Source organism: Streptomyces sp. A2-16, from assembly GCF_018128905.1.
Classification (GTDB): domain Bacteria; phylum Actinomycetota; class Actinomycetes; order Streptomycetales; family Streptomycetaceae; genus Streptomyces.
In genome coordinates this window covers 883,460-907,416 of record NZ_CP063808.1, presented here as the reverse complement: position 1 = coordinate 907,416, position 23,957 = coordinate 883,460, and the positions used below count along the sequence as shown (strand labels likewise).

At 66.6% G+C, this 23,957-nt stretch carries 26 protein-coding genes; 1 reads left to right on the top strand and 25 read right to left on the bottom strand.

The genetic code is table 11. From position 1 onward, the window contains the following. Nucleotides 1-83 precede the first annotated feature (83 nt). The 18 genes from IOD14_RS04355 to IOD14_RS04270 all read right to left on the bottom strand — a co-directional run bounded on the left by IOD14_RS04355 (nt 84) and on the right by IOD14_RS04270 (nt 10,005). Nucleotides 84-269 (bottom strand): type Z 30S ribosomal protein S14, encoded by a 186-nt coding sequence (locus tag IOD14_RS04355; protein WP_003956452.1) that lies wholly within the window; start codon nt 267-269, stop codon nt 84-86. Nucleotides 270-274: 5 nt separating this feature from the next. Then, nucleotides 275-832: a 50S ribosomal protein L5 gene (rplE, locus tag IOD14_RS04350; protein ID WP_007384074.1), complete on the bottom strand. Its 558-nt coding sequence runs from the start codon at nt 830-832 to the stop codon at nt 275-277. Further along, entirely contained in the window at nt 832-1,155 is a 324-nt protein-coding gene (rplX, locus tag IOD14_RS04345) for a 50S ribosomal protein L24 (protein ID WP_003992365.1), read from the bottom strand. Before rplX ends, rplE begins: the two co-directional genes overlap by 1 nt. 2 nt (nt 1,156-1,157) lie before the next feature. Further along, complete coding sequence (gene rplN / locus IOD14_RS04340; protein ID WP_003998823.1) at nt 1,158-1,526, bottom strand: 50S ribosomal protein L14; 369 nt, start codon at nt 1,524-1,526, stop codon at nt 1,158-1,160. 98 nt (nt 1,527-1,624) lie between these two features. Further along, nucleotides 1,625-1,912 carry a 30S ribosomal protein S17 gene (gene rpsQ / locus IOD14_RS04335; protein WP_007384073.1) on the bottom strand — a complete coding sequence of 96 codons (288 nt, stop codon included), beginning with the start codon at nt 1,910-1,912 and terminating at the stop codon, nt 1,625-1,627. After that, nucleotides 1,912-2,136 carry a 50S ribosomal protein L29 gene (gene rpmC / locus IOD14_RS04330; RefSeq protein ID WP_005481220.1) on the bottom strand — a complete coding sequence of 75 codons (225 nt, stop codon included), beginning with the start codon at nt 2,134-2,136 and terminating at the stop codon, nt 1,912-1,914. Before rpmC ends, rpsQ begins: the two co-directional genes overlap by 1 nt. After that, nucleotides 2,136-2,555, bottom strand: coding sequence for a 50S ribosomal protein L16 (gene rplP / locus IOD14_RS04325; protein ID WP_004927269.1), 420 nt, complete (start codon nt 2,553-2,555; stop codon nt 2,136-2,138). The genes rpmC and rplP overlap by 1 nt, the downstream gene beginning before the upstream one ends. A 5-nt stretch (nt 2,556-2,560) precedes the next feature. Next, nucleotides 2,561-3,388, bottom strand: a complete 828-nt coding sequence (rpsC, locus tag IOD14_RS04320; RefSeq protein ID WP_030039758.1) for a 30S ribosomal protein S3 — start codon at nt 3,386-3,388, stop codon at nt 2,561-2,563. Next, on the bottom strand, nt 3,388-3,735 hold the full coding sequence (gene rplV, locus IOD14_RS04315; protein WP_003974262.1) for a 50S ribosomal protein L22: 348 nt from the start codon (nt 3,733-3,735) through the stop codon (nt 3,388-3,390). Before rplV ends, rpsC begins: the two co-directional genes overlap by 1 nt. Nucleotides 3,736-3,779: 44 nt before the next feature. Beyond that, a complete protein-coding gene (gene rpsS / locus IOD14_RS04310; RefSeq protein ID WP_007384069.1) occupies nt 3,780-4,061 on the bottom strand; it encodes a 30S ribosomal protein S19 in 282 nt (93 codons plus the stop codon). A 12-nt stretch (nt 4,062-4,073) separates the two neighbouring features. Further along, nucleotides 4,074-4,910: a 50S ribosomal protein L2 gene (gene rplB / locus IOD14_RS04305; protein WP_007384068.1), complete on the bottom strand. Its 837-nt coding sequence runs from the start codon at nt 4,908-4,910 to the stop codon at nt 4,074-4,076. Nucleotides 4,911-4,948: 38 nt separating this feature from the next. Then, entirely contained in the window at nt 4,949-5,368 is a 420-nt protein-coding gene (rplW, locus tag IOD14_RS04300; RefSeq protein ID WP_037719147.1) for a 50S ribosomal protein L23, read from the bottom strand. Next, nucleotides 5,368-6,024: a 50S ribosomal protein L4 gene (gene rplD / locus IOD14_RS04295; protein WP_057607914.1), complete on the bottom strand. Its 657-nt coding sequence runs from the start codon at nt 6,022-6,024 to the stop codon at nt 5,368-5,370. Before rplD ends, rplW begins: the two co-directional genes overlap by 1 nt. A gap of 5 nt (nt 6,025-6,029) precedes the next feature. Continuing rightward, nucleotides 6,030-6,674, bottom strand: a complete 645-nt coding sequence (gene rplC, locus IOD14_RS04290) for a 50S ribosomal protein L3 (RefSeq protein ID WP_123991105.1) — start codon at nt 6,672-6,674, stop codon at nt 6,030-6,032. Nucleotides 6,675-6,691: 17 nt separating this feature from the next. Continuing rightward, entirely contained in the window at nt 6,692-7,000 is a 309-nt protein-coding gene (gene rpsJ, locus IOD14_RS04285) for a 30S ribosomal protein S10 (RefSeq protein ID WP_003948644.1), read from the bottom strand. Between the two features lie 466 nt (nt 7,001-7,466). Beyond that, nucleotides 7,467-8,294, bottom strand: a complete 828-nt coding sequence (locus tag IOD14_RS04280) for a hypothetical protein (RefSeq protein ID WP_212669695.1) — start codon at nt 8,292-8,294, stop codon at nt 7,467-7,469. Nucleotides 8,295-8,367: 73 nt separating this feature from the next. Further along, entirely contained in the window at nt 8,368-8,721 is a 354-nt protein-coding gene (locus IOD14_RS04275) for a hypothetical protein (protein WP_123991103.1), read from the bottom strand. 75 nt (nt 8,722-8,796) lie between these two features. After that, on the bottom strand, nt 8,797-10,005 hold the full coding sequence (locus IOD14_RS04270; protein ID WP_212669694.1) for an acyltransferase: 1,209 nt from the start codon (nt 10,003-10,005) through the stop codon (nt 8,797-8,799). Between the two features lie 214 nt (nt 10,006-10,219). Between IOD14_RS04270 and IOD14_RS04265 the strand changes: the two genes are divergently transcribed. Further along, on the top strand, nt 10,220-10,687 hold the full coding sequence (locus IOD14_RS04265; protein ID WP_212669693.1) for a hypothetical protein: 468 nt from the start codon (nt 10,220-10,222) through the stop codon (nt 10,685-10,687). A gap of 87 nt (nt 10,688-10,774) precedes the next feature. On the opposite strand, the gene tuf is transcribed toward IOD14_RS04265, so the two are convergent. From tuf to rpoB, 7 genes are all read right to left on the bottom strand, one after another. Beyond that, nucleotides 10,775-11,968: an elongation factor Tu gene (gene tuf / locus IOD14_RS04260; RefSeq protein ID WP_007384061.1), complete on the bottom strand. Its 1,194-nt coding sequence runs from the start codon at nt 11,966-11,968 to the stop codon at nt 10,775-10,777. A 154-nt stretch (nt 11,969-12,122) separates the two neighbouring features. Continuing rightward, on the bottom strand, nt 12,123-14,249 hold the full coding sequence (gene fusA, locus IOD14_RS04255; RefSeq protein ID WP_123991100.1) for an elongation factor G: 2,127 nt from the start codon (nt 14,247-14,249) through the stop codon (nt 12,123-12,125). Nucleotides 14,250-14,288: 39 nt separating this feature from the next. After that, a complete protein-coding gene (gene rpsG / locus IOD14_RS04250; protein WP_007384059.1) occupies nt 14,289-14,759 on the bottom strand; it encodes a 30S ribosomal protein S7 in 471 nt (156 codons plus the stop codon). 2 nt (nt 14,760-14,761) lie between these two features. After that, nucleotides 14,762-15,133, bottom strand: coding sequence for a 30S ribosomal protein S12 (gene rpsL, locus IOD14_RS04245; protein ID WP_003948652.1), 372 nt, complete (start codon nt 15,131-15,133; stop codon nt 14,762-14,764). A gap of 345 nt (nt 15,134-15,478) precedes the next feature. Beyond that, nucleotides 15,479-15,943 (bottom strand): DUF1707 and DUF4190 domain-containing protein, encoded by a 465-nt coding sequence (locus IOD14_RS04240; protein ID WP_123992819.1) that lies wholly within the window; start codon nt 15,941-15,943, stop codon nt 15,479-15,481. A gap of 510 nt (nt 15,944-16,453) precedes the next feature. Further along, nucleotides 16,454-20,353: a DNA-directed RNA polymerase subunit beta' gene (locus tag IOD14_RS04235; protein ID WP_123991099.1), complete on the bottom strand. Its 3,900-nt coding sequence runs from the start codon at nt 20,351-20,353 to the stop codon at nt 16,454-16,456. A gap of 100 nt (nt 20,354-20,453) precedes the next feature. Further along, nucleotides 20,454-23,939, bottom strand: coding sequence for a DNA-directed RNA polymerase subunit beta (gene rpoB, locus IOD14_RS04230; protein ID WP_123991098.1), 3,486 nt, complete (start codon nt 23,937-23,939; stop codon nt 20,454-20,456). Nucleotides 23,940-23,957 lie beyond the last annotated feature (18 nt).

Sequence of the window (23,957 nt, the reverse complement as noted above, 5' to 3'; positions counted from 1 at the left end):
CCTCCAAGCCTAAGCCATGGAGAGGAGGGCGCCTGACACGCCCATTGCTTACCGAGAGCTTCGGGAATCCCTAAAAAGCGGGATTACCAGGAGCTCTTGGTCACGCCCGGCAGCTCGCCACGGTGAGCCATCTCACGAAGGCACACGCGGCAGAGGCCGAACTTGCGGTACACGGAGTGCGGACGGCCGCAGCGCTGGCAGCGGGTGTACGCACGCACACCGAACTTGGGCTTGCGAGCAGCCTTGGCAATCAGAGCCTTCTTCGCCATCTCGCTCACGCCTCCTTGAAGGGGAAGCCGAGGTGACGAAGGAGCGCGCGGCCCTCAGCGTCGTTGGTCGCCGTGGTCACCACGGTGATGTCCATGCCCCGGGTACGGTCGATCTTGTCCTGGTCGATCTCGTGGAACATGACCTGCTCGGTGAGACCGAAGGTGTAGTTGCCACGGCCGTCGAACTGCTTGGGGGACAGACCACGGAAGTCGCGGATGCGCGGCAGCGCGAGCGACAGAGTGCGGTCCAGGAACTCCCACATGCGGTCGCCACGAAGCGTGACGTGGGCACCGATCGGCTGGCCCTCACGCAGCTTGAACTGCGCGATGGACTTACGGGCCTTGGTGACGGCCGGCTTCTGACCGGTGATCGTGGTGAGGTCGCGAATCGCGCCGTCGATCAGCTTGGAGTCGCGGGCGGCGTCGCCCACACCCATGTTGACCACGATCTTGACGAGGCCGGGGATCTGCATGACGTTCTCGTACTTGAACTCGTCACGCAGCTTGCCCGCGATCTCCTCGCGGTACTTCGTCTTGAGACGCGGAGTCGTGGTGGTAGCCATCAGATGTCCTCACCCGTCCGCTTGGCAACGCGGATCTTGTTGCCCTCGTCGTCGAAGCGGTAACCGACACGCGTGACGACCTTGTTGCCGTCCTTCTCAACGACCAGCTGGACGTTGGAGACGTGGATCGGCGCCTCGGTCGTGACGATGCCACCGGCCTGCGAACCGCGAGCGGTCGGGCCGGCCTTGGTGTGCTTCTTGACCCGGTTGACACCCTCGACCAGGACACGGTCCTCGCGGGGGAAGGCCGCGATGACCTTGCCCTGCTTGCCCTTGTCCTTACCGGTGATGACCTGGACCAGGTCGCCCTTCTTGATCTTCATGCTTACAGCACCTCCGGAGCCAGCGAGATGATCTTCATGAACTTCTTCTCGCGCAGCTCGCGCCCGACCGGGCCGAAGATGCGGGTACCACGAGGGTCGCCGTCGTTCTTCAGAATGACAGCGGCGTTCTCGTCGAAGCGGATGTACGAGCCGTCCGGACGGCGGCGCTCCTTGACGGTGCGAACGATGACCGCCTTGACGACGTCACCCTTCTTCACGTTGCCACCGGGGATCGCGTCCTTGACGGTGGCGACGATGACGTCACCGATGCCCGCGTAGCGGCGACCGGAGCCACCGAGCACACGGATGCAAAGGATCTCCTTCGCACCAGTGTTGTCGGCGACACGCAGTCGCGACTCCTGCTGGATCACGTCTATCTCCTGTTTGTCTGCCGGTTCCCGGCAGGGGCCCTGTTACGGAACCCCTGCCGAGCCTGGCGGAACTGACCTGCGGATTTGCCCCGCAGGAATTACTTGGCCTTCTCGAGGATCTCGACGACGCGCCACCGCTTCGTGGCGGACAGCGGGCGGGTCTCCGCGAGGAGGACCCGGTCGCCGACGCCGGCAGCGTTCTGCTCGTCGTGCGCCTTGAGCTTGTTGGTACGGCGGATGACCTTGCCGTACAGCGCGTGCTTGACGCGGTCCTCGACAGCGACGACGACGGTCTTGTCCATCTTGTCGCTGACGACGAGACCCTCACGGGTCTTGCGGAAGCCGCGGGCCTCTGCAGTCTGCTCAGTCACGTTGCTCTCACTCATCAGGCGCTCTCCACCGTCTCGATGCCCAGCTCGCGCTCACGCATCAGGGTGTAGATCCGCGCGATGTCCTTACGGACGGCCTTGAGCCGACCGTGGTTCTCGAGCTGACCCGTCGCCGCCTGGAAGCGGAGGTTGAACAGCTCTTCCTTGGCTTCGCGGAGCTTGTTCAGCAGCTCCTCGTCACCCAGTTCGCGCAGCTCGGACGCCTTGGTACCGGCCGACATCACGCTTCACCTGCCTCGCGCTTGACGATCCGGCACTTCATCGGCAGCTTGTGGGCTGCGCGAGTCAGGGCCTCACGGGCGATCTTCTCGTTGGGGTAGGACAGCTCGAACATGACCCGGCCCGGGTGCACGTTCGCGATCCACCACTCGGGGGAACCCTTACCGGAACCCATGCGGGTCTCGGCAGGCTTCTTCGTCAGCGGGCGGTCCGGGTAGATGTTGATCCAGACCTTGCCGCCACGCTTGATGTGGCGGGTCATCGCGATACGGGCCGCCTCGATCTGGCGGTTGGTCACGTACGCCGGCGTGAGGGCCTGAATGCCGTACTCGCCGAACGCGACCGTCGTACCGCCCTTGGCCTGACCACGGCGCTTCGGGTGGTGCTGCTTGCGGTGCTTGACCCTACGGGGGATCAGCATGTCGGTCAGGCCTCCGTTCCGGTGCTCTCAGCCGGAGCGGCGGCGGCGGGAGCCTCGGCCTTGGGGGCCTCGGCACCGGCAGCCTGCTGCGGCTTGCGACCGCGCCGCTCGCCACCGCGGCCACCACGGGCCGGGCGGTCGGCACCGCCACCGCGAGCCGGGCGGTTACCCGCACGGGCGGCAGCGTTCTCGGCGCGAACCTCGGCGATGTTCTTGACGTCGCCCTTGTAGATCCAGACCTTCACACCGATGCGGCCGAAGGTCGTCTTGGCCTCGAAGAAGCCGTAGTCCACGTTCGCGCGGAGCGTGTGCAGGGGCACGCGGCCCTCGCGGTAGAACTCCGAGCGGGACATCTCGGCGCCACCGAGGCGGCCACCGCACTGGATCTTGATGCCCTTGGCCCCGGCCTTCATCGCCGACTGCATGCTCTTGCGCATGGCACGGCGGAAGGAGACGCGGGAGGAGAGCTGCTCGGCGACGGCCTGGGCAACCAGCTGAGCGTCGGTCTCGGGGTTCTTGACCTCGAGGATGTTCAGCTGGACCTGCTTGCCCGTGAGCTTCTCGAGGTCACCGCGGATGCGGTCGGCCTCGGCGCCACGGCGGCCGATGACGATGCCCGGACGAGCGGTGTGGATGTCCACACGCACACGGTCACGGGTGCGCTCGATCTCCACCTTCGAGATGCCGGCGCGCTCCATGCCGGACGTCATCATCCGACGGATGGCGACGTCTTCCTTGACGTAGTCCTTGTACAGCTTGTCGGCGTACCACCGGGACTTGAAGTCCGTGGTGACACCGAGCCGGAACCCATGCGGGTTAACCTTCTGGCCCATTACCGGGTTCCTTCCTTGCTGCTGACGACCACGGTGATGTGGCTGGTCCGCTTGCGGATCCGGTAGGCACGGCCCTGGGCGCGCGGCCGGAACCGCTTCAGGGTCGGGCCCTCGTCGACGTACGCCTCGGAGATGAAGAGGCTGTCGGCGTCGGTGTGGTCGTAGTTGTGCGCGGCGTTGGCGATGGCGCTGTCCAGCACCTTGCCGACGGGCACTGAGGCGGCCTGCGGAGCGAATCGCAGGACCGCCTGAGCCTCCGTGGCGTCCATGCCACGGATAAGGTCCACCACTCGGCGGGCCTTCATGGGCGTAACGCGGATGTACCGCGCCTGGGCCCTGGCTTCCATGGTTGTCCCTCTCAGTTACTTACGTGTCTGAATGCGATCCGCTACTAGCGGCGCTTCGACTTCCGGTCGTCCTTGACGTGACCCCGGAAGGTGCGCGTCGGCGAGAACTCGCCGAGCTTGTGGCCGACCATCGACTCGGTGACGAACACCGGGATGTGGGTCTTGCCGTTGTGCACCGCGATCGTGTGGCCGAGCATGGCCGGGACGATCATCGAGCGACGGGACCAGGTCTTGATGACGTTCTTAGAGCCCGCTTCGTTCTGGGCGTCCACCTTCTTGATCAGGTGGTCGTCGACGAAGGGCCCCTTCTTGAGACTGCGCGGCATCTAAACCCGCTCCTAGCGCTTCTTGTTCGTCTTGCGGCGGCGGACGATGTACTTGTTCGAAGCCTTCTTCGGCGAACGAGTACGACCCTCCTTCTGACCCCAGGGGCTGACCGGGTGGCGACCACCGGAGGTCTTGCCCTCACCACCACCGTGGGGGTGGTCAACCGGGTTCATCGCCACACCGCGAACGGTCGGGCGGACGCCCAGCCAGCGCTTGCGGCCGGCCTTGCCCCAGTTGATGTTGCTCTGCTCGGCGTTGCCGACCTCGCCGACCGTGGCGCGGCAGCGCTGGTCGACCAGGCGGATCTCACCGGACGGCATGCGGAGGTGGGCCATGGTGCCCTCCTTCGCGAGCAGCTGCACCGAGGCACCGGCGGAGCGGGCGAACTTGGCGCCGCCACCGGGACGGAGCTCGATCGCGTGGATCGTGGTACCGACCGGGATGTTGCGGAGCGCCAGGTTGTTGCCCGGCTTGATGTCGGCCCCGGGACCGTTCTCGACGCGGTCACCCTGCTGCAGGTTGCGCGGGGCGAGGATGTAGCGCTTCTCGCCGTCCGCGTAGTGCAGCAGCGCGATGCGCGCGGTGCGGTTGGGGTCGTACTCGATGTGCGCGACCTTCGCCGGCACGCCGTCCTTGTCATGGCGACGGAAGTCGATGACACGGTAGGCGCGCTTGTGTCCGCCACCCTGGTGGCGAACGGTCACACGACCGGCGTTGTTACGGCCGCCCTTGCTGTGCAGCGGGCGGACCAGCGACTTCTCCGGCGTGGACCGCGTGACCTCGACGAAGTCGGCGACGCTGGAGCCGCGACGGCCCGGCGTAGTCGGCTTGTACTTGCGGATTCCCATTTCTCAGTCCTCGTCCGATATCGGACGATCCGACCCGCTTACGCGGTCGGACCGCCGAAGATGTCGATACGGTCGCCCTCGGCAAGGGTCACGATCGCGCGCTTGCTGTCGGCACGCTTGCCGAAGCCGGTGCGGGTCCGCTTGCGCTTGCCCTGGCGGTTGATCGTGTTGACGCCGGTGACCTTGACCGAGAAGACCGCCTGGACGGCCTGCTTGATCTGGGTCTTGTTGGCGCCGGGGGCCACGATGAACGTGTACTTGCCCTCGTCGAGAAGCGCGTAGCTCTTCTCGGACACGACCGGCTTCAGCAGGACGTCACGGGGGTCCGTGAAGGCCTTGCTCGCCGGAGTGACGACGGTGTTCTTGCCCTCGGCCTCGTGGCGGCGCGCCTTGGCGACGCGCGCGGCCTTGGCTGCCTTGGCGGCCTTCGAGGCGATGCTCGGGTGACGCGTAGCCATCAGGCTTCGCTCCCTTCGGTGTCAGCGGCCTTGGGGCCAGACACGAAGGACTCGAAAGCGGCCTGGGTGAAGACCACGTCGTCCGAGACGAGAACGTCGTACGTGTTCAGCTGGCCCGGCTCCAGGATGTGGACCTGGGGCAGGTTGCGAGCGGACAGCCACGCGGCCTCGTCGGCACGGTCGATGACGAGCAGCAGGTTCTTGCGCTCGCTGATCTTGCCGAAGAGCGTCTTCGCGGCCTTCGTCGAAGGCGACTCGCCCTCGATGACGCCGGAGACGACGTGGATGCGGTTGTTGCGGGCCCGGTCGGTGAGGGCGTGGCGCAGGGCCGCGGCCTTCATCTTCTTCGGGGTCCGCTGCGAGTAGTCACGCGGCGTGGGGCCGTGAACGACGCCACCGCCGGCGAACTGCGGCGCACGGGTCGAACCCTGGCGGGCGCGGCCGGTGCCCTTCTGGCGGTAGGGCTTCTTGCCGCCACCGCGGACCTCGCCACGACGCTTGACCTTGTGCGTGCCCTGACGGGCGGCGGCCAGCTGCGCGACGACGACCTGGTGAAGCAGCGGGATGCTGATCTTCTCGACGTCGAAGATCTCGGCCGGGAGCTCAACGGTCCCGGCGGTGTCGCCGGAGGGCGACAGAATGTCAATGGTGCTCATAGTCCTCAGGCCCCCTTGGCCGCGGTGCGGACCAGGACGAGGCCGCCGTTCGGACCAGGAACCGCGCCCTTGATGAGGAGCAGGCCCTTCTCCGCGTCAACGGCGTGAACGGTCAGGTTCTGGGTGGTGACCCGCTCGTTGCCCATACGACCCGCCATGCGGAGGCCCTTGAACACGCGGCCCGGGGTGGCGCAGCCACCGATGGAACCGGGAGAGCGGTGCTTGCGCTGGGTGCCGTGACCGGCGCCGAGGCCCTTGAAGTTGTGACGCTTCATGACACCGGCGAAGCCCTTGCCCTTGCTCTTGCCGGTCACGTCGACCTTGATGCCGGCCTCGAACACCTCGGCGGTGATCTCCTGGCCGAGGGTGTACTCGCTGGCGTCAGCGGTACGGATCTCGACGAGGTGGCGGCGGGGAGTGACGTCGGCCTTGGCGAAGTGGCCCTTGAGGGGCTTGTTCACCTTGCGCGGGTCGATCTCGCCGAACGCGATCTGGACGGACTCGTAGCCGTCGGTGTCGTTCGTACGGACCTGGGTCACGACGTTGGGACCGGCCTTGACGACGGTGACCGGAACAACACGGTTGTTCTCGTCCCACACCTGCGTCATGCCGAGCTTCTCGCCCAGGATGCCCTTGATCTGCTTAGCCATCGTTCAGATCACCGGCCTCAGAGCTTGATCTCGATGTCGACACCGGCCGGGAGGTCGAGTCGCATCAGAGAGTCAACGGTCTTGGGGGTCGGGTCGAGGATGTCGATCAGGCGCTTGTGCGTGCGCATCTCGAAGTGCTCGCGCGAGTCCTTGTACTTGTGCGGCGACTTGATGACGCAGTACACGTTCTTCTCAGTGGGCAGCGGCACCGGGCCCGCGACCGACGCACCAGTACGCGTCACCGTCTCGACGATCTTCTTCGCCGAGGAGTCGATGACCTCGTGGTCGTAGGCCTTGAGCCGGATGCGGATCTTCTGTCCCGCCATGGCTACTCCGTAGTCCTGTCTCTTACAGCTCTGGAACTCGGTGTCCCCTCGACTTCCGCCGACCCACGCGGTCGGGCGTGTCGCACTTTCACTGACACAGATGTCCCTTGTTCGAACATCCCTTGCCTGGGAAAGAGGTTCACCGAGCGCCTGGCCAGTGCCGCACCGCACTTCCCGAAAGATTCCCGTACGTCCGCCCCAGCGCTGCCGTACGGCAGTTAGGGCGACGAGTACTGTGGGACTCGCTTCCGGTCCTCCCGGCGGGAGGCGCGCAGCATCAACACTCGACCGAGCAACCCCGCTAGTCTGCCATACGGGGCACGGGCCTGGCCAATCGAGCCGGAGACAATACCCCGAGAGTGACGCAGGTCAAACACGAGTCCTCGCCGGCCGGCCCCCACAGCCCGGACAATCCCATGGGACGGTCCGGGCTCCCCGTTCCGCCCGTGTCGGTGCGGAGGGTGGGTCAGCGCACGTCCACGTGGTCCCCGCCGCTGGTCGTCGCTCCGGTCGTGTCGTTCCCGCCGTACGACCACCGCCACGTCCCGTCCTTCGAGGCGGTGACCGTGGTCTTCAGGGCTCCGGTGCTGCTCGTCGTGACCTTCTTGACCGTGACGAACGAGCTGGTGCCCGTCTCGCGGAACTGGAGGCTGACCGAACGGCCGCCGTAGCCGCCGTACTTCTTGGTCGCCCAGTCCGCCCGGGTGAGCTTCCCGGTGACGGTGATCTTCTTGCCCTTGGCGACCGGCTCGGGCGAGGCGTTCACGGTGACCTTCGCCGCCCGCTTGAGCCGGACGGTCAGCGACCGGGTCTCGTACTCCTCGGCCACGAGGCTCCCGCTGGCCCGGAAGAGGCGCAGGGCCACCGCGGTCCTCCAGGTGGTGGCGTCGCTGTTGGAGTCGACATGCTCCTGGCTGGGGTGGGGGTCGATGTAGAGGGACCCCTCGCACTCGGCCTTCCTGTCGCTCAGCTCGTAGCAGGTGTAGCCGCCCGGGCCGATGTAGTTGTCCCCGGTGTCGGCCGCGTGCGCCAGGCTTCCCCGGTAGATGAAGGGATGCGCGTCGTACCGGGACGGGTCGCTCGTGCTGTACCCGGACGGCAGGCTGATCTTGAAGGTGAGGGACGGCTCGACCGGCTTCGTCGTGCCGACCACGATCGGCTTGCCCTTGTTGATCACGATGTCGGACACGGTGATCCCGGTGTCCTGGGCCTGGGCCGCCGGGGCGTTCAGAAGGGTGAGGGCGAGGGCCCCCACGAGCGCGGCCCCGGTGGCCGTACGTCTGCCAGTGATCATTACCACCGCTTTCATGGTGCGGGAAAAGGAGCGGGCAGACTATCCCATGACCCGATCATGACGTGCGCTTGGCCTAAGGCCAGTCGACCAGCACGGTGAACAGGCCGTACACGCACGCCACCAGGACCGGTGCCGCGAGCGCGAACCCCACGCGGCGGGCCGTGCTGCGGCGCTCCCACGGCAGGGCCCAGCTCGCCGCGAGCAGGAACAGGGCGAGGCCCAACCCGCCGAGCAGCACCGGGAAGGCGACCCCGAAGCTCGACTCGAAGCGGTCGGCCTCGGCGCCCGCGCAGGAGTCGCAGGCCATCGCGGAGAAGCCGCCCACGAAGTAGACGAGCACGCAGGCGGGCAGGGTCAGGAGCGTCGAGACCAGCGGGGCGACCCAGGCGCCGGTCGCGCGGTCGTCGTCGAGTGTGAGGTCCGGCATGGGTCCATCACAGCGCGCGGAAACCCCCGACCGCATGAGCGTTCGTACTCAGAACACACGGTCGCCGTACGGAGTTCAGCCGCTCGCGTTCCGCAGGCGCGCGAACGACGTGTCCAGTCCCCGCTTCAGCAGCCGTGCCACCGGTCGCTCCACGAAGCGGTGCACCAGCCAGCTCAGCAGCAGGAAGCCGGCGATGACGGAGACGACCAGGAGGCGGGCGTCCATCGTGTCGCGGAGACGGTTGATCAGGGCCGTACCGGCCGCGTAGTGGATCAGGTACAGCGGATACGTCAGCGCGCCGGCCGTCACCAGCCACTTCCAGCGCACGCGGTCCGTGGCGCCGAGGGCGATGGCGACCATGGCGAGCAGGAACACGGTGAAGATCGCCACGCTCCCCCGCCATCCCGACACATGCTCGACCTCGTCGATCCGGATGCCCAGTTCGCGCTGGCCCATCAGCCAGGCCATGGCGAGGATGCCCCACAGCAGCAGGTCCTGGCCGAAGCGGTGCATCAGGTAGAGGGCGAGGCCCGCGATGAAGTACCAGGCGCCCTCGGGGTTGGCGACCAGTTCGAGGAGGGGCAGCTTCGAGACCGGGGCCAGCATGGCCGCGGCGCCCCACGCGCAGCAGAAGACGACGACCTTGCGGTAGGTCAGACCGCTCCACACGACGACCAGGAAGAGGAGGTAGAAGCGCAGCTCGGACCAGAGGGTCCAGTAGACGCCGTCGACGTTCATGACGCCCGAACCGGACTGCAGCATCGTGACGTTGAGCAGGACGTCTCGCATGCGCAAGCGGTCCCAGACGCCGGGCAGCAGCATCAGGACGGCGGTGGTGAAGGCGACGGCGAACCAGTACGCCGGGTACAGCCGGATCACCCGGGAGACGAAGAACTGCCTGGGCGTACGGCCCCAGCAGGACATGCAGATCACGAAGCCGCTGATGACGAAGAAGATCTCGACGCCGATCCAGCCGTAGGAGGCGAACCGGAAGACCGTCGGCATGATGTCGGAGACCGGGCGGTCCCAGATGCGGTTGCCCGGCTGGTCGACGCGGTTGGTGCCGGCGTAGTGGTGCACGGCGACCATGAGGGCGGCCAGGAGCCGGATGCCGTCGACGGCGTACAGGCGCCGGCCGGCGCGGTCGCGTACGGCGGCGGGCCGGGCGGCGGGAGCGGGCCGTCCCGGTGGGACGGGCACGGCGAGGGGCGGCAGCGGCTGCTGAAGACCACTGACGACCCGCCGGGGTATCGACCTTCTGCGCTCCGCGTCCTGTATCGACACCTGCGTGTCCGTCCGTCCTCGCGAGGGAATCCCGGGCCGGGAGTGGCCACCGGACGCCTCAGGCTACGACCCTCACAACCACCCCACAGTGACCAGAAAAGAACATTCCTCCCACGCCCACCCGGCAGTTGCCCGAACCCTCGCCGAAGCGCTTCACGAAGTTCGCACAGACTTCATTTGACAGGAGTCGGCGGTGACCCGACAGGGTGAGCCCATGAGCGACACCGTCTACTCGGTCATCCCGGCCGACCCCCACTGGCAGCCCGGCCGCGATGCCGGGGACCGCGCCGCGGCACTCGTCCTCCGTCTCGTCCCCGAGGACGACGGCGGCTTCGACACGGAGATCGAGGTCGACTGGTACGACACGGTCACCGCCGTCGACTGCGGACAGAACCTGACGAGGATCGGCTGTCCGTCCTGCGGGGCACCGATCGGCCACGAATGGTACGGGGACCTGCTCGACGCCCATGACGACGACGGCTTCGCCACCCTCGCCGTCACCGTGCCCTGCTGCGGGGCGGCGACCTCGCTGGACGCCCTGGAGTACGAACGGCCCTGCGGCTTCGCGCGGTTCGAGATCGCCGTATGGAATCCGGACCGGGAGCCTTTCGACGAAGGGGAGTTGAGCGCGATCGGGGAGGTCCTCGGGCATCCCGTCCGGCAGATCCTCGCCCACATCTGACGCCGGAAAGGCGAAAGGGCCCGCACGACCGAAGTCGTACGGGCCCCTTCAGAGACCTACGGGTCTCGGAGACCTGTCAGGTCAAGATCAGGCGGTGATCTTGGTGACCTGGCCGGCGCCGACCGTCCGGCCACCCTCACGGATGGCGAACTTCAGGCCCTCTTCCATGGCGACGGGCTGGATGAGCTCCACCTTCATCTCGGTGTTGTCACCCGGCATGACCATCTCGGTGCCCTCGGGGAGGGTCACAACGCCGGTCACGTCCGTCGTACGGAAGTAGAACTGCGGACGGTAGTTGTTGAAGAACGGCGTGTGGCGGCCACCCTCGTCCTTGGACAGGATGTAGGCCTGGGCCTCGAACTGGGTGTGCGGCGTGACCGAACCCGGCTTGATGATGACCTGGCCGCGCTCGACGTCCTCGCGCTTGATGCCACGAAGCAGCAGACCGACGTTCTCACCGGCCTGGCCCTCGTCGAGCAGCTTGCGGAACATCTCGATGCCGGTGACCGTGGTGGTGGTCTTCTCGGTCTTGATGCCGATGATGTCGACGGTCTCGTTGACCTTGAGGACACCACGCTCGATACGACCGGTGACGACGGTGCCACGACCGGTGATCGTGAAGACGTCCTCGATCGGCATCAGGAACGGCTTGTCGACGTCACGCTCGGGCTGCGGGATCGCCTCGTCGACGGCGGCCATCAGGTCCAGGACCGACTGGCCCCACTCCTTGTCGCCCTCGAGAGCCTTGAGCGCCGAGACCTTGACGACGGGAACGTCGTCGCCCGGGAACTCGTACTCGGAGAGGAGCTCACGCACCTCGAGCTCGACGAGCTCCAGGATCTCCTCGTCGTCCACCATGTCGGCCTTGTTCAGGGCGACGACGATGTAGGGAACGCCGACCTGGCGGGCCAGGAGCACGTGCTCCTTGGTCTGCGGCATCGGGCCGTCGGTGGCGGCGACCACGAGGATGGCGCCGTCCATCTGCGCCGCACCCGTGATCATGTTCTTGATGTAGTCCGCGTGACCGGGGCAGTCGACGTGGGCGTAGTGACGCGTCTCGGTCTGGTACTCGACGTGCGCGATGGAGATGGTGATACCGCGCTGGCGCTCCTCGGGAGCCTTGTCGATCTGGTCGAAGGCCGAGGCCTCGTTCAGGTCCGGGTACGCGTCGTGCAGCACCTTGGTAATGGCGGCCGTAAGGGTCGTCTTACCGTGGTCGATGTGACCGATGGTGCCGATGTTGACGTGGGGCTTAGTCCGCTCGAACTTCGCCTTCGCCACGGGGTCCTCCTGTGGAGTGGTTCTGAACGCCTTGCTTCATCGGCGCCAGGTGATCTTTGCTGGAAAGCCTCGGCCCGGGGGCACTCCCCCACAAATGCGGGTGAATGCCCCTCCGGGCTCCGGAGTCAAGCCTAAAGCGTGCGAACGCGGTGCGTTACTCGCCCTTGGCCTTCGCGATGATCTCCTCGGCGACGTTCCGCGGAACCTCGGCGTAGGAGTCGAACTGCATCGAGTAGCTTGCGCGACCCGACGTCTTGCTGCGGAGGTCTCCGACGTAGCCGAACATCTCCGAGAGGGGCACGAGGCCCTTCACGACGCGGGCACCGGCCCGCTCCTCCATGGCCTGAATCTGACCACGGCGGGAGTTGATGTCGCCGATGACCTCACCCATGTAGTCCTCGGGCGTGGTGACCTCGACGGCCATCATCGGCTCGAGCAGCACGGGGGACGCCTTGCGCGCGGCCTCCTTGAAGGCCTGCGAACCGGCGATCTTGAACGCGAGCTCGGAGGAGTCGACCTCGTGGTAGGCACCGTCGAGAAGCGTGACGCGAACGCCCGTCATCTCGTACCCGGCGAGGATGCCGAACTGCATGGCCTCCTGCGCACCGGCGTCCACCGAAGGGATGTACTCCTTCGGGATACGGCCACCGGTCACCTTGTTCACGAACTCGTACGAGGCGTCGCCGCCCTCGATCGGCTCGATCGCGATCTGCACCTTGGCGAACTGGCCGGTACCACCAGTCTGCTTCTTGTGCGTGTAGTCGACGCGCTCGACGGCCTTGCGGATCGTCTCACGGTAGGCGACCTGCGGCTTGCCGACGTTGGCCTCGACCTTGAACTCACGGCGCATACGGTCGACCAGCACCTCGAGGTGCAGCTCGCCCATACCACCGATGATGGTCTGGCCGGTCTCCTCGTCCGAGTGGACCTGGAAGGAGGGGTCCTCCTCCGCGAGACGCTGGATGGCGACACCCAGCTTCTCCTGGTCACCCTTGGACTTGGGCTCGATGGCGACCTGGATGACCGGCGCCGGGAAGTCCATGGACTCCAGGATCACCGGCTGCTTGTCGTCGGACAGCGTCTCACCGGTGGTGGTCTGCTTCAGGCCCATGACGGCGACGATGTCGCCGGCGCCCACCGAATCGATCTCCTCACGCTTGTTCGCGTGCATGCGGTAGATCTTGCCGATGCGCTCCTTCTTGCCCTTGACGGAGTTCAGCACCGCGGTGCCGGACTCCAGGCGACCGGAGTAGATCCGGACGAAGGTGAGCTTGCCGAGGTGCGGGTCGCTCATGATCTTGAACGCCAGCGCGGACAGCGGCTCCTCGTCGGACGGCTTGCGCTTGACGACGACCTCGGGGTCCTTGACGTCGTGGCCCTCGATGGCCTCGACGTCGAGCGGGGTCGGCAGGTAGCGCACGACCGCGTCGAGCAGGGGCTGGACGCCCTTGTTCTTGAACGCGGTGCCACAGAACACCGGGGTGACCGTGGTGTCCTTGGACTTGCCGGACGCGATGGTGATGCGACGGATCGCGGCGTACAGCTGCTCCACGGAAGGCTCCTCGCCCTCCAGGTACAGCTCCATGATCTCTTCGTCGTTCTCCGCGACGGCCTCGATGAGCTTGCCGCGGTACTCCTCGGCAGCCTCGGTGTGCGTGGCCGGGATGTCGACGGTGTCGTACATCTCGCCCTTGGCCGCCTCGGCGGACCACACGAGGGCCTTCATGGTGACGAGGTCGACGACACCCTTGAAGTCGGCCTCGGCGCCGATCGGCAGCTGCATGACGAGCGGCTGGGCGCCCAGGCGGTCCGAGATCATGTCCACGCAGCGGTGGAACTCGGCGCCGGTACGGTCCAGCTTGTTGACGAAGCAGATGCGGGGCACGCCGTAACGGTCGGCCTGACGCCACACCGTCTCGGACTGCGGCTCCACACCGGCGACGCCGTCGAACACCGTCACGGCACCGTCGAGAACGCGGAGCGAACGCTCCACCTCGACGGTGAAGTCGACGTGACCCGGCGTGTCGATGATGTTGATGGTGTGGTCGACGCCCTCGAGCGGCCAGTGACAGGTGGTGGCAGCAGAGGTGATCGTGATGCCACGCTCCTGCTCCTGCTCCATCCAGTCCATGGTGGCGGCGCCGTCGTGGACCTCACCGATCTTGTACGAAACGCCGGTGTAGAACAGGATCCGCTCGGTGGTGGTCGTCTTGCCCGCGTCGATGTGGGCCATGATCCCGATGTTGCGGACCCTGGCCAGGTCAAGCGAAGTGGTAGCCATAAGGCTTCAGTCTTCTCTCGGTCTCGATGGGGTCTGCGACTACCAGCGGTAGTGCGCGAAGGCCTTGTTGGACTCGGCCATCTTGTGCGTGTCCTCGCGCTTCTTGACGGCCGCACCGAGGCCGTTCGAAGCGTCGAGAAGCTCGTTGAGCAGACGCTCGGTCATGGTCTTCTCACGACGGGCGCGGGAGTAACCGACCAGCCAGCGCAGCGCCAGGGTGTTGGCACGGCCGGGCTTGACCTCGACCGGCACCTGGTAGGTCGCGCCACCGACACGGCGGGACTTGACCTCGAGGGTCGGCTTGATGTTCTCGAGCGCGCGCTTGAGCGTGATGACCGGGTCGTTGCTGGTCTTCTCGCGCAGGCCCTCCATGGCGCCGTACACGATGCGCTCGGCGGTGGAGCGCTTGCCGTTCAGCAGCACCTTGTTGATGAGCGACGTGACAAGAGGAGAACCGTAGACCGGGTCGATGATGACCGGGCGCTTCGGGGCGGGGCCCTTACGAGGCATTCTTACTTCTCCTTCTTGGCGCCGTAGCGGCTGCGGGCCTGCTTGCGGTTCTTGACACCCTGGGTGTCGAGCGAACCGCGGATGATCTTGTAGCGAACACCGGGCAGGTCCTTCACACGGCCGCCGCGCACGAGCACGATGGAGTGCTCCTGCAGGTTGTGTCCCTCACCCGGAATGTAAGCAGTGACCTCGATCCCGCTGGTCAGACGCACACGCGCGACCTTACGCAGGGCCGAGTTCGGCTTCTTCGGGGTGGTCGTGAACACACGCGTGCAGACGCCACGACGCTGAGGGGAACCCTCGAGTGCGGGCGTCTTGTTCTTCTCGACCTTGTCCTGCCGGCCCTTGCGGACCAGCTGCTGGATCGTAGGCACTACTTCTCCGGTTTCTGTGTGCCGAATGGTGAAGCTAACCTGGAACGTCGCCGACCCACGCGGTCGGGTGTGTCGAATCCGGCGGACTCCCGCCGCAAGGCGAAAAGGGCGCAGATTACGGTGGCCGCTCACGGCCCCCCTAGTGCGGTTCAAGGCACGCACGGGAGCCAGGGCACACCCCAGGCACAAGGTCTGAGCGTACCCAGCTCATTCGCTGCGGTCAAAACAGATGGACGACGGCACCCTCGCGGAGCGGTCGATGTCAAGCCCCTACGCCGTGGACGATCTTCGATTTCACATGGTGCACACGTGGGAGCGGCGCCTCCACGCGGCTCCTCGCGGCGCTCACCCGGAGGCGAGACCCACGGCGACCATCAGCGTCATCAGGACCGACCACGCGGCGATCGACAGCCAGCCGAACACCAGCCCGGTCAGCGCGAGCCCGTCCCCGCCCTCCCCCGTCCGCTCCATCTCCGCCCGGGCGGCATGACCGAGGATCACCGCCGGAATCCCGGTGAACCCGAAGGTCGGCACGCACAGCAGCCCGCACACCGCGGCTCCGACCGCCTTCCCGTTGGCCCGCGGCCGCGGGGCGGGCAGAAACGTCCGCGGTACGGCGGTGACGGGCGCCGGCTGCGGCACGGGCCCGAGAGGCAGGTCCGACACGAGCAGCGCCAGCTCGCCCACGGTCCGCGCGCCGTAGGCCCGCTCCACCCGCTTGTCGAACTCCGCCTTCTCCAGCCGCCCTTCGCCGTACCCGGCCCGCAGCACGTCGACGGCCCGCTCCCGGTCGGCATGGGAGGCGAGCATGGCGGAGGCGGCGGCCTGCGGGGCGGCGTACGGGGCGGTGTATCCGGGCCAGGGACGTCCCACCGGACCCCCCGCACCGGACCAGGGCCGGGCCACGGGAGCGTGCGTGCCGGACCAGGCATCCGCCGCCGGAGCGTCTCTGCCCTGCTCCGGCGACGACTCGTCGTTGCCCTGCCACGGTTGCCACGGCGGTTGCGACACAGGAGCACCCCCTGGGCGGTCGAATGCCTCCATGATGCTCCAACGCTGCGATACCGGGACAGGTTCCCGCATCCCCAACCGGAAACGCCCGGACAGATCGCCTCGGACGGCGACATCCCCTGGGCGGCTTTCTCGCCGCTTGCCGGCGCGCCGAGGGAAACGAGGGCTCCGCCAGGGTCGGCAGGGCCCTCGGGACGCCCTCAGGGGCTCCGATGACGGGTCCACGACCACTGCGAGCTCCTGAGGGAACGCCGAAGGGCGGCCACCCCGTAACGGAGTGACCGCCCCTCAGTCGTTCAGACGCAGGTCCTACTGGTTGTACGGACCGTAGTCGTAGTCCTCCAGCGGAACCGCCTGGCCGGAGCCCGTGCCGAACGGCGAGTAGTCGATGTCGTCGTAGCCGACGGCCGAGTACATCGCGGCCTTGGCCTCCTCGGTCGGCTCGACCCGGATGTTGCGGTAGCGGGACAGACCCGTACCGGCCGGGATGAGCTTACCGATGATGACGTTCTCCTTGAGGCCGATGAGGCTGTCGGACTTGGCGTTGATCGCCGCATCCGTCAGGACTCGGGTCGTCTCCTGGAAGGAGGCGGCCGACAGCCAGGATTCCGTCGCCAGCGAGGCCTTGGTGATACCCATCAGCTGCGGACGACCGGAGGCCGGGTGACCGCCCTCCTGGACCACACGACGGTTCTCGGTCTCGAACTTCGAGCGCTCGACCAGCTCACCGGGCAGCAGCTCGGCGTCGCCGGACTCGATGATCGTCACGCGGCGCAGCATCTGCCGGATGATGATCTCGATGTGCTTGTCGTGGATCGACACACCCTGCGAGTTGTAGACCTTCTGGACCTCGCCGACCAGGTGGACCTGGACGGCACGCTGGCCCAGGATGCGCAGCACGTCGTGCGGGTTGGTGGCACCCACGGTGAGCTTCTGGCCCACCTCGACGTGCTCGCCCTCGCTGACCAGAAGACGGGCGCGCTTCGAGATCGGGAACGCCGTCTCGTCGCTGCCGTCGTCCGGCGTGATGACGATCTTCTTGGTCTTCTCGGTCTCCTCGATCCGCACGCGGCCCTGGGCCTCGGAGATCGGGGCGACACCCTTCGGGGTACGGGCCTCGAAGAGCTCGACGACACGCGGCAGACCCTGGGTGATGTCGTCACCGGCCACACCACCGGTGTGGAAGGTACGCATCGTCAGCTGGGTACCGGGCTCACCGATGGACTGGGCGGCGATGATGCCGACCGCCTCACCGATGTCGACCAGCTTGCCGGTGGCCAGCGAGCGGCCGTAGCACATGGCGCAGGTGCCGACGGCGGACTCGCAGGTCAGGACCGAGCGGGTCTTGACCTGGGAGACACCGTGCTTGACGAGCTCGTCGATGAGGACGTCGCCGAGGTCGGTGTTGGCCGGGGCCAGCACCTTGCCGTCGACCGTGATGTCCTCGGCCAGCGCACGTGCGTACACGCTGGTCTCGACGTCGTCCGCCTTGCGCAGCACGCCGTCCGCGCCGACCTCCGCGATGTTGAGCTTGAGGCCGCGGTCGGTGCCGCAGTCCTCCTCGCGGATGATGACGTCCTGCGAGACGTCCACCAGACGACGGGTCAGGTAACCCGAGTCGGCGGTACGCAGGGCGGTGTCGGCCAGACCCTTACGGGCACCGTGGGTGGAGATGAAGTACTCCAGCACGGACAGGCCCTCACGGAAGGACGCCTTGATCGGACGCGGGATCGTCTCGTTCTTGGCGTTCGACACCAGACCACGCATACCGGCGATCTGTCGCATCTGCATCATGTTTCCTCGGGCACCCGAGTCAACCATCATGAAGATGGGGTTCGTCTTGGGGAAGTTCTCGTTCATCGCCTCGGCGACCTCGTTGGTCGCCTTGGTCCAGATCGCGATGAGCTCCTGAGTGCGCTCTTCCTTGGTGATCAGACCGCGCTCGTACTGCTTCTGGACCTTCTCGTCCTGCGCCTCGTAGCCCTTGACGATCTCCTTCTTCGCCTCGGGAACGACGACGTCGGAGATGGCCACGGTGACACCGGAACGGGTCGCCCAGTAGAAGCCGGCCGCCTTCAGGTTGTCGAGCGTCGCCGCCACGATGACCTTGGGGTAGCGCTCGGCCAGGTCGTTGACGATCTCGGAGAGCTGCTTCTTGCCCACCGAGTAGTCGACGAACGGGTAGTCCTCGGGCAGCAGCTCGTTGAAGAGCGCGCGGCCCAGCGTGGTGCGCAGGCGGAAGGTGTCCCCCTGCTGCCACTCCGGCTCGCCCTCCTCCTGCGCAGGCGGCGTCCAGCCACGCGGCGGGATGGTGCCCACCGGGAAGCGGATGTCGATCTGCGACTGGAGCGCCAGCTCGCCGGCGTCGAACGCCATGATCGCCTCGGCCGTGGAGCCGAACGCGCGGCCCTCGCCCTTGGTGTCACGCAGCTCGCCGTCGGTGGTGAGGAAGAACAGACCGAGGACCATGTCCTGGGTCGGCATCGTCACCGGACGGCCGTCGGCGGGCTTGAGGATGTTGTTCGAGGACAGCATCAGGATGCGGGCCTCGGCCTGCGCCTCCGCGGACAGCGGCAGGTGCACGGCCATCTGGTCACCGTCGAAGTCCGCGTTGAACGCGGTGCAGACGAGCGGGTGGATCTGGATGGCCTTGCCCTCGACCAGCTGCGGCTCAAAGGCCTGGATGCCGAGGCGGTGCAGGGTGGGAGCACGGTTCAGCAGAACCGGATGCTCGGCGATGACCTCTTCGAGGACGTCGTACACGACCGTGCGGCCGCGCTCCACCATGCGCTTGGCGCTCTTGATGTTCTGCGCGTGGTTCAGGTCGACCAGGCGCTTCATCACGAACGGCTTGAAGAGCTCCAGCGCCATCGCCTTCGGCAGACCGCACTGGTGCAGCTTCAGCTGCGGACCGACGACGATCACGGAACGCGCGGAGTAGTCCACACGCTTGCCGAGCAGGTTCTGACGGAATCGACCCTGCTTGCCCTTCAGCATGTCGCTGAGGGACTTCAGCGGGCGGTTACCGGGACCGGTGACCGGGCGACCACGACGACCGTTGTCGAAGAGGGCGTCAACAGCCTCCTGAAGCATGCGCTTCTCGTTGTTGACGATGATCTCGGGCGCGCCGAGGTCGAGGAGCCTCTTCAGACGGTTGTTGCGGTTGATCACACGGCGGTACAGGTCGTTCAGGTCGGAGGTCGCGAAGCGGCCACCGTCCAGCTGCACCATCGGGCGAAGGTCCGGCGGGATGACCGGGACGCAGTCGAGGACCATGCCCTTGGGGCTGTTGGAGGTCTGCAGGAAGGCAGACACGACCTTCAGCCGCTTCAGCGCACGGGTCTTCTTCTGGCCCTTGCCGGTACGGATGATCTCGCGGAGACGCTCGGCCTCCTCGTCGAGGTCGAAGGACTCCAGGCGCTTCTGCAGCGCCGCGGCACCCATCGAACCGTCGAAGTAGGTGCCGAAGCGGTCCCGCAGCTCGCGGTAGAGCAGCTCGTCACCCTCGAGGTCCTGGACCTTGAGGTTCTTGAAGCGGGTCCACACCTCGTCGAGACGGTCGATCTCGCGCTGCGCACGGTCGCGCAGCTGCTTCATCTCACGCTCGGCACCCTCGCGCACCTTGCGGCGCACGTCGGCCTTGGCGCCCTCGGCCTCCAGCTCGGCCAGGTCGCTTTCCAGCTTCTTGGCGCGGGCCTCGAGGTCGGCGTCACGACGGTTCTCGACCTGCTGACGCTCCACGGAGACGTGCGCCTCCAGGGAGGGCAGGTCACGCGTACGGCGCTCCTCGTCGACGTACGTGATCATGTACGCCGCGAAGTAGATGACCTTCTCAAGGTCCTTGGGAGCCAGGTCGAGCAGGTAGCCCAGACGCGACGGGACGCCCTTGAAGTACCAGATGTGCGTGACGGGGGCGGCCAGTTCGATGTGGCCCATCCGCTCACGACGCACCTTGGCGCGAGTGACCTCGACGCCGCAGCGCTCGCAGATGATGCCCTTGAACCGGACACGCTTGTACTTGCCGCAGTAGCACTCCCAGTCCCGGGTCGGACCGAAGATCTTCTCGCAGAAGAGTCCGTCCTTTTCGGGCTTGAGGGTGCGGTAGTTGATGGTCTCGGGCTTCTTGACCTCGCCGTGGCTCCACTGACGGATGTCGTCAGCGGTGGCCAGACCGATCCGGAGCTCATCGAAGAAGTTGACGTCGAGCACTATGCGTCAATCCCTCTCAGGGTTGTAAGTCTTGGGGTCTGATACGGGGGTCCTGGGGCCGGCCGGAGGATCCTCACCAGGGCCTCCGGCCGGACTCCCGTCAGACCTCTTCGACGCTGCTCGGCTCGCGCCGGGACAGGTCGATGCCGAGCTCCTCCGCCGCGCGGAAGACGTCCTCGTCGGTGTCACGCATTTCGATGGACATACCGTCGCTGGACAGCACCTCCACGTTCAGGCAGAGAGACTGCATCTCCTTGATGAGCACCTTGAAGGACTCGGGGATGCCGGGCTCGGGGATGTTCTCGCCCTTGACGATGGCCTCGTAGACCTTCACGCGGCCGGTGACGTCGTCGGACTTGATGGTCAGCAGCTCCTGGAGGGCGTACGCGGCGCCGTATGCCTCCAGCGCCCACACCTCCATCTCACCGAAGCGCTGGCCACCGAACTGGGCCTTACCACCCAGCGGCTGCTGGGTGATCATCGAGTACGGACCGGTCGAGCGGGCGTGCAGCTTGTCGTCGACCAGGTGGTGCAGCTTGAGGATGTACATGTACCCGATCGAGATCGGGTCCGGGAACGGCTCACCGGAGCGGCCGTCGAACAGCCTCGCCTTACCGGTCGGCTGCACCATGCGCTCGCCGTCGCGGTTGGGGATGGTGTGGTTCAGCAGACCCGCGAGCTCGTCCTCGCGCGCACCGTCGAACACCGGGGTGGCGACGTTGGTGCCGGGGGCGACCTGGTCGGCGCCGATCACCTGGAGGCGCTGCGCCCAGTCCTCGGCGAGACCGGAGACGTCCCAGCCGCGGCTGGCGAGCCAGCCGAGGTGGATCTCCAGCACCTGTCCCGGGTTCATTCGGGACGGCACACCGAGCGGGTTGAGGATGATGTCGACCGGGGTCCCGTCCTCGAGGAACGGCATGTCCTCGATGGGCAGGATCTTGGAGATGACACCCTTGTTGCCGTGACGGCCGGCGAGCTTGTCACCGTCGGTGATCTTGCGCTTCTGCGCCACGTACACGCGCACCAGCTGGTTGACACCGGGGGGAAGCTCGTCGCCCTCCTCGCGGTCGAAGACGCGCACACCGATGACCTTGCCGGTCTCGCCGTGCGGCACCTTCAGCGAGGTGTCACGGACCTCACGGGCCTTCTCACCGAAGATCGCGCGCAGCAGGCGCTCCTCGGGCGTCAGCTCGGTCTCACCCTTGGGCGTGACCTTGCCGACGAGGATGTCACCGGCGATGACCTCGGCACCGATCCGGATGATGCCGCGCTCGTCGAGGTCGGCGAGGACCTCCTCGGAGACGTTCGGGATGTCCCGGGTGATCTCCTCGGGGCCGAGCTTGGTGTCACGGGCGTCGACCTCGTGCTCCTCGATGTGGATCGAGGAGAGGACGTCGTCCTGCACGAGGCGCTGCGACAGGATGATCGCGTCCTCGTAGTTGTGACCCTCCCACGGCATGAACGCCACGAGCAGGTTCTTGCCGAGGGCCATCTCACCGTTCTCGGTGGCCGCGCCATCGGCGAGGACCTGGCCCTCGATGATGCGGTCGCCCTCGTTGATGATGACCTTCTGGTTGACCGAGGTGCCCTGGTTGGAGCGGGCGAACTTGGCCAGGCGGTACGTGATGTACGTGCCGTCGTCGTTGGCGGTGGTGATGTAGTCCGCGGAGACCTCCTGGACCACACCCGGCTTCTCGGCCTTGACCACGTCACCGGCGTCGACGGCGGAGCGGTACTCCATGCCGGTGCCGACGAGCGGGGCCTCGCTCTTGATGAGCGGCACCGCCTGACGCATCATGTTCGCGCCCATGAGGGCACGGTTGGCGTCGTCGTGCTCGAGGAACGGGATCATGGCGGTCGCGACCGACACCATCTGGCGCGGCGAGACGTCCATGTAGTCGACGTCGTCACCGGGGACGTAGTCGACCTCGCCGCCACGACGGCGGACCAGGACCCGGGCCTCCTCGAACCGCATGTCGTCGTTGAGCGTGGCGTTGGCCTGCGCGATGACGAAGCGGTCCTCCTCGTCGGCCGTCAGGTAGTCGACCTCGTCGGTGACCTGGCCGTCGACGACCTTGCGGTACGGCGTCTCCACGAAACCGAACGCGTTGACGCGGCCGTAGGAGGCGAGCGAACCGATCAGACCGATGTTCGGGCCTTCGGGCGTCTCGATCGGGCACATGCGGCCGTAGTGCGAGGGGTGCACGTCACGGACCTCGAAGCCGGCCCGCTCACGGGAGAGACCACCCGGGCCAAGAGCCGACAGACGGCGCTTGTGGGTGAGACCCGACAGCGGGTTGTTCTGGTCCATGAACTGCGACAGCTGGCTGGTGCCGAAGAACTCCTTGATGGAGGCGACGACCGGCCGGATGTTGATCAGGGTCTGCGGCGTGATCGCCTCGACGTCCTGGGTCGTCATGCGCTCGCGGACGACGCGCTCCATACGAGCCAGACCCGTGCGGACCTGGTTCTGGATGAGCTCGCCGACGCTGCGCAGACGACGGTTGCCGAAGTGGTCGATGTCGTCGGTCTCGACGACGATGTTCGTGCCGCTGTCGCCGACCGTCTCGGTCTCGCCCGCGTGCAGCTTCACCAGGTACTTGATCGTCGAGATGATGTCCTCGACGGTCAGGATGCCCGCGTCCAGCGGAGCCTCCGCACCCAGCTTCTTGTTGACCTTGTAGCGGCCGACCTTGGCGAGGTCGTAGCGCTTCGGGTTGAAGTAGAGGTTCTCGAGCAGCGTCTGCGCGGCCTCACGGGTCGGGGGCTCGCCCGGACGCAGCTTGCGGTAGATGTCGAGCAGCGCGTCGTCCTGGCCCTGGGTGTGGTCCTTCTCCAGGGTGGCGCGCATCGACTCGTACTCGCCGAACTCCTCGAGGATCTGCTCGGTGGTCCAGCCGAGAGCCTTCAGGAGCACGGTGACGGACTGCTTGCGCTTGCGGTCGATGCGGACACCGACCATGTCGCGCTTGTCGATCTCCATCTCCAGCCAGGCACCCCGGGACGGGATGATCTTGGCCGAGAAGATGTCCTTGTCGGACGTCTTGTCGATGGAGGAGTCGAAGTAGACACCCGGCGAGCGGACCAGCTGCGACACCACGACACGCTCGGTGCCGTTGATGACGAAGGTGCCCTTGTGGGTCATGAGCGGGAAATCGCCCATGAAGACCGTCTGGGACTTGATCTCGCCGGTCTCGTTGTTGGTGAACTCGGCCGTCACGAAGAGCGGGGCCGCGTACGTGAAGTCGCGGTCCTTGCACTCGTCGATGCTGTTCTTCGGCGGCTCGAAACGGTGGTCGCGGAACGTCAGCGACATCGACCCGGAGAAGTCCTCGATCGGGGAGATCTCCTCGAAGATCTCCTCCAGACCGGACTTGGTGGGGACGTCCTGACCTGACTCCAGAGCCTCCTCGACCCGACTCTGCCAAGCGGTGTTCCCGAGCAGCCAGTCAAAGCTCTCGGTCTGCAGCGCGAGCAGGTTGGGAACCTCGAGAGGCTCCTTGATCTTTGCAAAAGAGATGCGCAGCGGGGCGGTGCTGGCAGCGTTGTTCGTATTCGCGGTCGAGGCAGTGCGCGAGGCGGCCAAGAGGGGTCCTTCCGAGGG